The 12049-nt window shown below is 36.7% G+C and carries 12 protein-coding genes and 1 tRNA gene; 11 read left to right on the top strand and 2 right to left on the bottom strand.

The window, feature by feature from the left end; all coding sequences use genetic code 11:
* Positions 1-152 precede the first annotated feature (152 nt).
* From ACP6PM_RS14980 to sufU, 8 genes are all read left to right on the top strand, one after another.
* Complete coding sequence (locus ACP6PM_RS14980; RefSeq protein ID WP_426585905.1) at positions 153-644, top strand: (2Fe-2S)-binding protein; 492 nt, start codon at positions 153-155, stop codon at positions 642-644.
* Positions 631-1188 carry an FAD binding domain-containing protein gene (locus ACP6PM_RS14975; protein ID WP_426585903.1) on the top strand — a complete coding sequence of 186 codons (558 nt, stop codon included), beginning with the start codon at positions 631-633 and terminating at the stop codon, positions 1186-1188. The genes ACP6PM_RS14980 and ACP6PM_RS14975 overlap by 14 nt, the downstream gene beginning before the upstream one ends.
* Positions 1189-1617 carry an FAD binding domain-containing protein gene (locus ACP6PM_RS14970; RefSeq protein ID WP_426585901.1) on the top strand — a complete coding sequence of 143 codons (429 nt, stop codon included), beginning with the start codon at positions 1189-1191 and terminating at the stop codon, positions 1615-1617. It abuts the gene before it with no gap.
* A 495-nt stretch (positions 1618-2112) separates the two neighbouring features.
* A complete protein-coding gene (locus ACP6PM_RS14965) occupies positions 2113-4320 on the top strand; it encodes a xanthine dehydrogenase family protein molybdopterin-binding subunit (protein WP_426585899.1) in 2208 nt (735 codons plus the stop codon).
* Positions 4321-4852: 532 nt separating this feature from the next.
* Complete coding sequence (locus tag ACP6PM_RS14960; RefSeq protein WP_426585897.1) at positions 4853-5428, top strand: hypothetical protein; 576 nt, start codon at positions 4853-4855, stop codon at positions 5426-5428.
* A gap of 87 nt (positions 5429-5515) precedes the next feature.
* Entirely contained in the window at positions 5516-6604 is a 1089-nt protein-coding gene (locus tag ACP6PM_RS14955; RefSeq protein WP_426585895.1) for an XdhC family protein, read from the top strand.
* A 327-nt stretch (positions 6605-6931) separates the two neighbouring features.
* Positions 6932-7525: a nucleotidyltransferase family protein gene (locus tag ACP6PM_RS14950; RefSeq protein ID WP_426585893.1), complete on the top strand. Its 594-nt coding sequence runs from the start codon at positions 6932-6934 to the stop codon at positions 7523-7525.
* A gap of 213 nt (positions 7526-7738) precedes the next feature.
* A complete protein-coding gene (gene sufU, locus ACP6PM_RS14945; RefSeq protein WP_426585891.1) occupies positions 7739-8170 on the top strand; it encodes a Fe-S cluster assembly sulfur transfer protein SufU in 432 nt (143 codons plus the stop codon).
* Between the two features lie 158 nt (positions 8171-8328).
* Here the strand turns inward: sufU and ACP6PM_RS14940 are convergent.
* Positions 8329-8399 (bottom strand) — tRNA-Cys (locus ACP6PM_RS14940).
* A 169-nt stretch (positions 8400-8568) separates the two neighbouring features.
* Here ACP6PM_RS14940 and cpdA point away from each other — a divergent pair.
* From cpdA to ACP6PM_RS14925, 3 genes are all read left to right on the top strand, one after another.
* Positions 8569-9369, top strand: coding sequence for a 3',5'-cyclic-AMP phosphodiesterase (cpdA, locus tag ACP6PM_RS14935; protein WP_426585889.1), 801 nt, complete (start codon positions 8569-8571; stop codon positions 9367-9369).
* Positions 9370-9676: 307 nt separating this feature from the next.
* The gene (locus ACP6PM_RS14930) at positions 9677-9817 is read left to right on the top strand and encodes a hypothetical protein (protein ID WP_426585887.1); all 141 of its coding nucleotides are present in this window, start codon (positions 9677-9679) and stop codon (positions 9815-9817) included.
* A 69-nt stretch (positions 9818-9886) separates the two neighbouring features.
* The gene (locus tag ACP6PM_RS14925) at positions 9887-10306 is read left to right on the top strand and encodes a type I restriction endonuclease (RefSeq protein WP_426585885.1); all 420 of its coding nucleotides are present in this window, start codon (positions 9887-9889) and stop codon (positions 10304-10306) included.
* A 358-nt stretch (positions 10307-10664) separates the two neighbouring features.
* On the opposite strand, the gene ACP6PM_RS14920 is transcribed toward ACP6PM_RS14925, so the two are convergent.
* Positions 10665-11912 carry a hypothetical protein gene (locus ACP6PM_RS14920; protein WP_426585883.1) on the bottom strand — a complete coding sequence of 416 codons (1248 nt, stop codon included), beginning with the start codon at positions 11910-11912 and terminating at the stop codon, positions 10665-10667.
* Positions 11913-12049: the final 137 nt, after the last annotated feature.

Genomic DNA, 12049 nt, shown 5'->3' with positions numbered 1-12049 from the left:
TCTTAAAAAATACGATTTTTTTATTTTACCAGTATAAAAATTGCTATAATTGATATCCAAACGCAGTTTATATATCATATAAATTTACCAAAATTCCCAGCTATGATATTATAAATTAATAGTCTAATTATCTAATTTTCGAGATTATTCAAATGTTAGAAAAAGAAAAAATAGCATTAACATTAAAAATCAATGGAGTGCAACATCAATTAAATATAGAACCTCGCGTGACACTGTTAGATGCACTGCGAGAATATTTAGGTTTAACAGGCACAAAAAAAGGATGCGATCGCGGCGAATGTGGAGCTTGCACCGTATTAGTAGATGGGAAGCGGATAAATTCTTGCATGACCTTGGCAGTGATGCAAATGGGCAAATCAATTATTACTATTGAAGGTTTGGCAGAAAATGAACAACTTCACCCAATGCAAAAAGCTTTCATTGAGCATGATGCTTTTCAATGTGGTTATTGTACTTCTGGTCAAATAGTTTCTGCTGTTGGTTTACTAGCAGAAACACAACCAAAGTCAGATACAGAAATTCGGGAAGGTATGAGTGGCAACCTCTGTCGTTGTGGTGCTTATCATCATATTGTTGCAGCAGTTCGTGAAGTAGCAGAGGAAACAGAAAATGCAGCCATTTAGTTATACGAGAGTTCAAGAAGGAAATACAGCTATAACCACAGTTGCTCAAGATGCAGCCATATCTTTTATTGCTGGCGGTACTGACTTAATAGGTTTAATTAAAGATGGGGTACAAACACCTAAGCAAGTTGTAGATATCAACTCTCTACCCCTGGCAGAAGTAGAAGTCGATGCTGACAACAAAATTCGTATAGGTGCTTTGGCAAAATTGAGCGATGTCGCCCGTTATCCAACCGTAAAAAATTCCTATCCTGTCATTTCACAGGCAATATTAGAAAGTGCTTCTCCCCAACTGCGGAATATGGCAACAGTGGGCGGAAATTTATTGCAACGGGTACGCTGTAATTATTTTCGCGACCCGGTTTTTCCTTGCAACCGTCGGAACGCAGGTACGAGTTGCCCTGCTATTGATGGTTACAATAGAATGCACGCTATTTTGGGTACGAGTGAAAGTTGCATTGCCACTCATCCTTCAGATTTGGCGGTAGCTTTGGTCGCCTTGGATGCGGTGCTTTGTCTTCATGGTACAACTGTACAACGTTGAGTGCCGCTCAATGACTTTTATCTATTGCCTGAAGATACGCCCCATCAAGAAAATGTTTTAGAGCATGGGGAGTTAATAGTCGCAGTGGAAGTACCTCATGTTTCCTGGTTTAGTAACTCCCATTATTTAAAAGTTCGCGATCGCGCCAATTATGAATTTGCCCTGGTCTCTGTCGCTATTGCTCTGGAAGTTGAGAAAGACATAATTAAATCTGCCCGACTAGCATTAGGGGGAGTAGGTACAAAACCTTGGCGTTGCCAGGAAGCAGAAATGGTTTTGCAAGGAAAAGCGATAGATGAGGCGACTTTTACTACTGCAGCAGAAGCAGCTTTAGTAGGAGCAAAACCTTTAGAATATAATCAATTCAAAATTGAATTAGCTAAACGTGCTATTATTCGGGCAATTTCAACTGCAGTTTTCCCAAATTAAGAAACCCGGTTTTTCACCCTGATGATTTTTAAATCACGCCTTTCTCGAAAAACCCGGTTTCTGTCTCAGTTCCTTTTTCCCCAAGAAACCGGGTTTTTCACCCTGGTGATTTTTAAATCAGGAGCTTTTGTCGAGAAACCCGGTTTCTGCCTCACGTCTAATATCAAATTTTGAACAGTCGTCATTGCGACGATAGGAAGCAATCTCCTAGAACCCTGAGATTGCTTCCTTCCACTCCGTTCCAGTCGCAATGACTTGGGTATAGTAATTATCCGGATTTTGATATAAACTAAAAACCAACCAAGAAACCAGGTTTTTCTCCCTGGTGATTTTCAAATCAGGAGCTTTTATGGAGAAACCCGCTTTCTGTCTCACTCCTACACTAAAAAACAACCAAGAAACCGGGTTTATTTCCCTGGTAATTTAAAAATCATTACCCTGCTCTAAAAACCCGGTTTCTACCTCACCTTAAACTCAAATTTTTCAACAGCAAACATGAACAAAGTTATCGGAAAACCAATTAACCGCGTAGATGGAAAACTTAAAGTTACGGGTGGCGCACGTTACACTGCCGATATCCCAATTGAAAATTTGACATACGGTGTATTAATAGAAAGTACCATTGCCAAAGGTAAAATTACAAAACTGGAAACTACCGCAGCAGAAACTGCACCTGGAGTCTTAGCAGTTATTACCCACCGTAACGTTCCCAAATTTAATCAAATTAAATTTTTCCCTGGTGGGCAAAGTCTTCCTGTTCTCCACGATGAAAATATTTATTATCAGGGGCAGCACATTGGAATAGTAGTTGCAGAAACTTTAGAGCAAGCTCAATATGCAGCTACCTTGGTTAAAGTCGAATATAAAATTGAACAACCAACTATAGATATAGATGAAGCACTTAAACAAGGATATAAACCAGAAAAGATTTTTGGTGGAATGTTACCCGCTCACATATTCAGGGGCGACATTGACTCTGGACGTTCCCAAGCAGAAGTATTAGTCGAACAAACCTACAGCACCCCGATGGAAAATCATAACCCCATCGAACCTTCAGCAACTCTAGCAGTTTGGGAAGATGACCGCCTCACCCTCTACGATACAACTCAAGGAGTTTCCTCTACACAACAGGCGATCGCCAAAGTATTCGACATTCCTCCAGAAAACGTCCGGGTTATTTCTGAATTTCTCGGTGGTGGGTTCGGTTGTAAAGCACTTGTTTGGTCTCACACCATCCTTACTACTCTGGCAGCGCGTTATGTTCAGCATCCCGTTAAACTCACACTTACCCGCGCCCAGATGTATACTTCTGTTGGATATCGCGCTCCCACTCGCCAACATCTGACCCTTGGCGCAACTACAGCAGGCAAACTTACACTCATCAAACACATCGGCGAAACCATCACCTCACCATTTGACGAATTTGCCGAACCCGTCACGATGGCAACAAAGATGATGTATGCTTGCCCCAACCTGGACACCAATTACAAAATTGGTATTATCAATGCTTGTACTCCCACTTTTATGCGGGCACCAGGGGAAGCACCGGGAATGTTTGCCCTAGAGTCAGCAATGGATGAACTGAGTTATGCTTTGGAATTAGACCCCATAGAAGTCCGCCTCCGCAACCATGCAGATATAGACCCTGCTACCGGACATCCTTGGTCGAGTAAATCTCTGAAAGAATGTTATCAGCAAGGAGCAGAAATATTTGGTTGGAAACATCGGAACCCCAAACCTGCTTCTATGAGTAACGGCGATCATCTCATCGGTTGGGGAATGGCAAGCGCGACTTTTCCGGCAGGTAGTAGACCTGCCACTGCTAAGGTGACAATATATAATAGTGGGAAAATTTTAGTCGAAAGTGGAAGCCACGACTTAGGTACTGGCACTTACACTGTAATGACACAAGTGGCAGCAGAGGTTTTAGGGGTATCTCTGGAACAGGTGGAATTTAAACTCGGTGACACAAATTTACCTAAAGCTCCAAGAACAGGAAATTCGACGACAGCGAGTAGTGTGGGTTCGGCAGTACAAGCAGCAGCAATGAACGCTCGGAATAAAATATTAGAGATGGCAATTTCTGACTCAGACTCTCCACTTTATCAGGCAAAACTAGAGGAGATAATTTTTGATTCAGGGAAATTATTGTGGCAAAATAATTCTACAGTGGGAGAAAGTTATCAGGAAATTCTCACTCGTCATGGTTGGGAAAATATTGAAGCGGTTGGTGACAACGCATCGAAACAGAAGAAACAAGAATATGCCAAACATTCTTTTGGGGCAGTTTTTGTAGAAGTGCGAGTAGACCGACTATTGGGAGAAGTTCGAGTAGCGCGATGTGTTGGAGTCTACGGTGCTGGGCGTATTCTTAATGCTAAAACTGCCCGCAGTCAAATGATCGGGGGTATTACTTGGGGTATTGGTATGGCATTGATGGAACATACAGTAATGTCTCCCCACTACGGTCGCATTCTCAATCATAATCTTTCTGATTATTTGATACCCGTGCAGTTAGATGTGCCAGATATTCAGGTGCAGTTCGTAGAGGAGGAAGATCCCTATGTTAATGCTTTGGGTACTAAGGGTATTGGGGAACTTTCTGTAGTGGGTGTAGCAGCAGCGATCGCTAATGCTGTTTATCATGCCACAGGTAAACGTATCAGAGATTTACCTATTACTCCAGATAAATTATTAAAATAGAGAATAGGGAACAGCAAAATTGGTAGTAGACTGTTTCATCTTAAATGTTGCAATAGATGTAGGTTGGGTTGAGGGACGAAACCCAACAACAATCTTTCTCCCCTACTCCCCCACTCCCCTACTCCCCTACTCCCCTACTCCCTAATGCACTGTTTTAGCTGAAACAGTCCAGTAGTAGACTGACACAGCTAAAATAGTGCATTAGCTTTTTTCGTCTCGCACCCCATCACCCCATCTCCCCATCACCCCATCCCCCCATTTTCTAATGCACCATTTTAGCTGTCGGTCCAGTAGGGTTATTCCATAGAACGTCCCTACAAGAATATTTTATTTTCCGAAAATTAATACCAATTAAAAAAAAATTATACAAATAAAACTATGTTCGGTTGAATAGTTACAATTAAAGTTCGTAGTATTGCTCTAGCCTTAAGATAGATATTTACTAAAAGTCAATCAATTACGATAAAAAAATTATCAACTTCTGTTAATTTTGAGTTTTGACTTACTTCCTTAATTATCTTTGCTTCTATATATGTTACCAATTATTCCACCTCCGAAAGGGTTTAGAATATTCTACTCTCCTAACAGTGAACTTCTATTAGTTTACCGTCCAAATGGCATGAGATACTTACTTACATTCGCAATTATTTGCCTTTTAGCTTGGATACTATTCTGTATTTTTATTGCTACATTACTGATAACTTCATTTATCCTGATTCAAGATTATTTAATCAGTATTTTAACTTTTATATTTTTCTTTATTCCTTTAGTGATGTATTTTTTTGCTGCTAAAATTTTTAATCAAGTCTATATAATCCTATATTTTTTTCTGGCACAAGCAAGCTTTGATTTGAGATTTGACTGCCTAGTTTTCAATGAAAAATTAGGTACTTTTAAAGAAAAAAAACAAGAAATTAGGCGCTCAAAAATTCAATATATACAACAAATTAAAACTAGCGGTTTTAAAGGAAATAGATTCTCATCATGGGGTTTATTAATCAAAACTACCCATCAAGATTATCATCTTCTTGCCTATCAGTCTTATGACAAAATTCAATGGTTAGGTAATATTATTGCTGCATGGGCTAAAGTTAGCTATCTAAAATGAAGTCAGATGTAGCGCAGGTATCTTCCTGACTCTGTAGGGACGTTGCATGCAACGTCCCTACCTACTCCCTACTCCCTACTCCCTAATATGAAAGAATTACAAGACATTATTAGAACCTACAACAAACTCAAAAATTCTGGAGAAACCATCGCTGTTGCCACCGTTGTCAAAGTAGTAGGTTCCACATATCGCCGACCAGGAGCGCGAATGTTAATGACTTCCAAAGGTGAAATGGTCGGTTCCCTCAGTGGTGGTTGTCTCGAAGGTGACGTTTTAGAGCAAGCGCAAGAGGTAATGAATTCTAAAAAATCTCGCTTGGTCTCCTACGACACTACCTCCGAAGCAGATATTTTGTGGGGTTTAGGGATGGGTTGTCAGGGAATAGTTGATATTTTTATCGAACCTTTATTTGGTGAAAGTGGAACAATTTTAATGTCATTTCTTGCCGACTGTCTTCGGGATAGACAACCGGGAGTATTAGTCACAATATTTAAAAGTCAAGCTATAGAACACCATCACTTAATGTTATCCCCAGATGGTAATTTTACTACTAAAATAACTGATTCTTCTCTCGTTCAACTACTACTAAATCATGGAAAAAATGCTCAACTATCGGGTAAATCATTTCACATATCTACTAATAATATAGAAGCCTTTATAGAAGTCATTCATCCACCCCTATCTCTAGTAATATTTGGTGCTGGTCACGATGCCATACCCATAGTATATTTTGCCAAACAATTAGGATGGTCAGTCACAGTATTAGACCGTCGCCCTGCTTATGCCACTTCCACCAAATTTCCCGAAGCTGATTCTATAATTATTTCCGAATATGAAAAACTCCCAAAATCAGTAATTTTAGATGAAAAAACTGTGGCAGTTGTAATGACTCATAACTATCTTTATGATTTGACAATTCTCCAAAATATTTTACCTTTACCGTTGCGTTATTTAGGAATACTCGGACCCCGCAGAAGAACCGAAAAATTATTAGGAGAAATTCCCATAGATCAGCAATACAAAAAACGTTTATATGCTCCAGTCGGTCTAGATATTGGTGCCGATAATCCCCAAGAAATTGCTTTAGCAATTATCGCCGAAATTCAAGCAGTTATAACTAACCGTTCCGCAGGTTTTTTACGTCACCGTCAACTACCAATTCACAGTGAAAATTAGCGTGTCTAGACTAAAATGGTGGTTCATTAATGGATAATGGATAATGGATAATGGATAATTACCTCTTCCTAAAAGGGAGAGGATTGACTAAAAGGAAAAAATTTATTTTTTTCCCTTGAAAGGGCAGGCTTTAAACCTGAATTATCTAATTATTTAATTGTTTAATTGTTTAATTGTTTCGGTAAGTTTGAGCAACCCGGAAGACCTCTCCCCCGACCCCTCTCTTAGAAGGAGAGGGGAGAATATTTCTCCCCCTTCCCTTGTAGGGAAGGGGGTCGGGGGGTTAGCTTTTTTAACCCACATTTTCAAGCTAGATGTCCTCAAATAATGAATAAATCTATCGGAATTATAATTTTAGCCGCTGGCGCTTCAACTCGTTTAGGTCAGCCCAAACAATTGTTAATTTATCAAGAGCATAGTTTCATTTTTAATACTGTGGAAATTGCTGTTAATTCTGATTGTGCGCCAATAGTTGTAGTTTTGGGTGCTTATGCCGATTTAATATTTCCTGAAATTAGCAATTTTCCTGTAAAAATTGTCAAAAATTGTGATTGGCAAGAGGGAATGAACAGTTCAATAAAACTTGGTATTAATAACCTCAAAGCAACTCAAGAAAATCTAGAAGCTGTACTATTAATGCTATGTGACCAACCTTTTGTTTCTACTCAACTTATCAAAAAAATTATTGATGTTTATTATTTAACAGGTAAGGCAATAGTTGCTTGTGAATATGCTGCTACTTTCGGAGTTCCAGCTTTATTTAGTGCTAAATTTTTTCCAGAAATGCTCAACTTAAAAACAGCCAAAGGTGCTAAACAAATCATCAAAAATTATTCTTACCAAGTTGCAACTGTTGATTTTCCCAAAGGAGAAATAGATATTGATACCTTTGCTGATTATCAACAATTAACAAACTTGTGATATGGAATTACTTTGTGCTACTTTATTATTGTTATAACGTTTCTCAAGCTCGCGAAGTTTGGTATTAATTATTATTATGTGTACAGACGTTGCATGCAACGTCCCTACCTCCCCCCACTTCCCTACTCAAGAAAATGTAGCAAACATTTATAATATTGGTATTATTCCCTGTTCCCTGTTCCCTGTTCCCTGTTCCCTGTTCCCTTAATAATTATGAATACCCAAAATCATCTTCGTAACCTTCAATATAAAACTATTCTCGAACGTGCTAAAAACCCACAAAACCAAGGCAAAACTAACCCCATACATCAACAACAACTAGGAAATAATCCTATCTGTGGCGATCGTATCGAATTAACAATAAAATTTAACCAAACAAATCAGATTATAGAAGATATAAAATTTCAAGGAAAAGGTTGTGCATTAACCATCGCTTCAGCAGATTTAATGGCAGAAACATTGTCAGGAAAAACTGTAGAAGAAGCCTTAGAAATAATCGAAAAATTCCGCCAAATGCTCAAAGGAGAAATTAGTCTTTCAGATAACTTACCAAAACTAAATATCTTTCAAGGAGTCTCTCAGTTTCCCATCAGAATTAAATGTGTTTTATTAAGCTGGCACGCTCTCAAAGCAGCATTAAAATAGCCAAACAAATTAACAACAAAAAAAGACCTTAATCAAAGGTCATTCCAGTTATCAGTTCTGATTAAATACTTGAGTTTATTTTTTATCCTCTTAAAAGGAGAGGTTATTGACCTGAATTTTTTGGTCAAGCAAAATTAATAAGTTATAATTAAAATCAAAGGCGGCACCCAGATTCGAACTGGGGATAAGGATTTTGCAGACCCCTGCCTTACCACTTGGCTATGCCGCCATTTTTACTCATATACATTACTATACACTATCCAAGGAAATATAGCAAGCCTCAAAGAATGAATGCGATCTAAATCACTTATGGTCTTGTTTTTGATTGCACTATGGACAAATATTTAAAGCTATCTTTAAGATTCTCATCCTTATATATCAAAACTTTCTGATTGACCATGATTTCGAAATTTCCTGTCATTGTCGCCCAAATTACCGACACCCATCTATTTGCAGACCCCACTCAGGGAGAAATGTATGGAGTTCCCACCGAAACCTCTTTTCTTAAAGTTTTAGAGAAACTGGGACAATTACAACCCCAGCCAGATGTGCTGCTACTCACTGGGGACATTTCCCAAGATGAAACCCCCGAATCATACCAACGTCTAGCATCCTTACTTACTCCCCTGAACATTCCTACTTATTGGATAGCAGGAAACCATGACCGTTTACCTATTATGGAACAGGAGCTAAATTGTGGCCCTATTTGTTCCAAAAAATCTTTTGAAATAGGTGGGTGGTACTTTTTATTGCTAAATACCAATGTGCCTGGATGTGTGTACGGTCAAGTTTCCTCAGAAAATCTCGAATGGTTAGAATCTCAACTAAAAATAATAGGAAACAAACCAGTTTTAATTGCCTTACATCATCCTCCTGTAAAAATAAACTCAGAATGGATGGATAGAATTATTTTACATGAACCGGAATCATTATTAAATATAATTAATCGTTATCCACAGGTAAAAATTGTTTTGTCTGGTCATGTTCATCAAGAATTTGAAACAGAAATAAATGGTGTTCGTTATTTAACAACTCCCTCTACTTGTATTCAATTTGAACCAGAAAATTCCGAATTTGTTCTAGATAAAAAGCCACCCGGATTAAGATTGCTGACTCTATATCCTGATGGAAATTACACTACAAAAATTGAAAGAGCTGACTATATTTATGAATTTGATATGGCTGCTAGTGGATATTAAAAAAATGGTTGATATAGTGTATCTTTAACGAAGTCATAATTCAGGATTCAGAAGTTATTTTTGTCAGGGGAATTTTGAGCAACCCTCCAAGAACATTTCGCCAATCAAGGCGGGGTTAATGACTCAATAATTTTGAGAAAATAAAAGATTAAGCCTTTGTTAATAGTGAGTTTTTATTTTAGATATCCCGTATCGAAATGCAACATGAAAAGGTGTAAATAAGTTCCACAGTCATAATACAATTTTTTTCCTATTAGCCGTAAAAAATCGATTGAGATAAGATAAAAAAATAATCAAAAAAAACATTATGCTTCAAACAATACCAGCTAGCCAAATAGACCTATATTCTTTAGAAGAAAATTTTGGTTTAAAACGCACAGACGAACCAACTTTTTTCCCAGAGTGGCAAGAAAATTTACCAGAATTGACAGATTTAGAAAAACAATAATTAGCACAGGTAAAAGTAGATTATTTACGTCTTTCTAAACGTCCGATATTAGAACCTCTAGTGAAAATAGTGGTATTATCACCTTTATTGAAGGCAGCAGGTTTTTATCGCGAACCATTTTTTCTATTTGCTGAAAAACAGATAAAAATTACTTCCGAAGATGAAGGAACTATCGTTACAGGTAAAATTGATATATTGGTTTATACTCCTCAATTTTGGGTCTTAGTAATTGAAGCAAAACGGGTTGAATATTCATTAAATGTTGGAATTCCTCAAATATTAGCTTATATGTTAAATTCTTCAGAACTCGAACAACCTGCTTTTGGATTTGTGACAAATGGTAGTGAGTTTAGATTGGTAAAACTACTTAAAATAGATATTACCCAATATGGATTATCTCGTTTATTTTCTATAGATAATAAGGAGGATTTATATACTGTTGTAAGTATTTTTAAGCGCCTCGATCAATTGGTGATTCAGCAAAATTAATAATGCTTATATTAAGTTTGTTGAGAAATTATTGGAGAATTCTTAGAAGTAGTTATTAGCAACTTCCTAATATTTAACCTCACTAAACTGGAAGAAAGCAAGAATATATTTACAGTTTAAGCGGTTTGATTTTAATAAATAGGCATTAAAATCCAGTATTTATTAAGCAGGTAGGCAAAATTCAACCTATATTCTTTACATTGCTAAAATATCAGCTCTCTTATACCATTTTGAAAAAAGAATGTTACGAATAATAAGGCCGATAAAAATATTTTACAGGAGATGTCTTTTTAATTATTAATTATTGAAGATCGGTATTTACCTTCTTAGTTCTTAATTATTCCTTCTTTTCTAAATTTTAATTTACTAAGAAAAAATATTCTGGATATTTTTTAGCTACTAAAGCAGATAAATACAAAATAACCGCCAAACCTAAAGTTGCCCAAGCCCATAATTTTTCATGCCAAGGCAATTCAAAATATTTTTCAATCAGATACAAGAAAAAGAATGTACCGCCAATTCTTTGTAATAATAAAACTTGCCAAACTGAACCAATATAAAGTGCAGTAACACCCGATCCTATCGTCAAAAATTGTAACCAGAGATAACGATTTATATTAAACTTCCCATAATCATACCATTTGCTAGAAACAATTAAAGTTCCCACAAAATAAACAAAAGTACCAACAAATAAAACTCCTGTAGAAAAAATTCCGATATAGGGAAGTTCAAAATTTGCTATTTCAGCACTAACATATAAAGTTAATAAAATTAAAGAAGCAGACATCGCCCTGGAAATTACATCCCTTTCGGTAAAACCAATCATGTAACAAAGAGGTGTAATAACTACAGAAAAACCTAGGCAGGTCTCCAAAGCAATAATAGCAATAAAACCCAGGAGAGAACTTTGATAAATAATAGCAGCAATCGCCCAAATGATAAACAGAATGAAACTATCAAGATAATAAGGATAACTGTTTTTCTCATCAACAAGCTTTTGGAAAAATTTTCTATGCAGATAGTGACTGAAACTAATAGCGCCAATTAACCCCAAGCAACCAGGAAAAGCAATAAATTCTCCTATTCCTGTAACAAAATTTCCCCCAACAATAGCACCAAAACAAACTAAGTAAATAATAATTTCATAACCCCAATCTGGAATTAGCATTAGAATAGGAATTAAATATAGAGAAGCTAATGAAGCTACTGCCAAAACAAGTAAAATTGCTGCTGAAGTCAAGATGATATTTGTAAAAGTCACAAAACCAGCGATTTTTTGAATTATGTTTGTTTGGCTTCCCGGTGTAACTATTTCGTAGTTATTAGTTAATTGTATAATCTGTTCTAAGCTTAACTTTTCCCCAACTATAAGTTGAGATTTTTTCAAGTAACTTTTTGTTTCTGTTATTGCCTGGGTTTCTGAAAGTAGACCCCTGTTTTCTAGTTCCTCAATAGTAGTAATACTGTATCGAATCGAAATTAATTCTTGAACTTTTTCTGGTGGAAGGTTATCAAGGTTATTAATATTATTTTGGGCAAAACTCACACTAGGAGTGGAAAACAAAAATATAACCACTAAAAATAAACTAATAAGCTGATTTATCATAGTCTTTGTGATTTTTTTATTCTTTTTTTTAAAAAAAAAAGCCCTCCAGATGGAGAGCTTTTTATTAATTAAAAAATTAGTTAAAAATTAACCCTTGATAGCAGGAGCTTCTACTGCTGCTAAATCTAGAGGGAAGT

The organism is Dapis brunnea BLCC-M229 (assembly GCF_050015995.1).
GTDB lineage: Bacteria > Cyanobacteriota > Cyanobacteriia > Cyanobacteriales > Microcoleaceae > Trichodesmium.
Note: the sequence above shows the minus strand (reverse complement) of the source record. Positions and strands in the feature narration are given on the sequence as shown.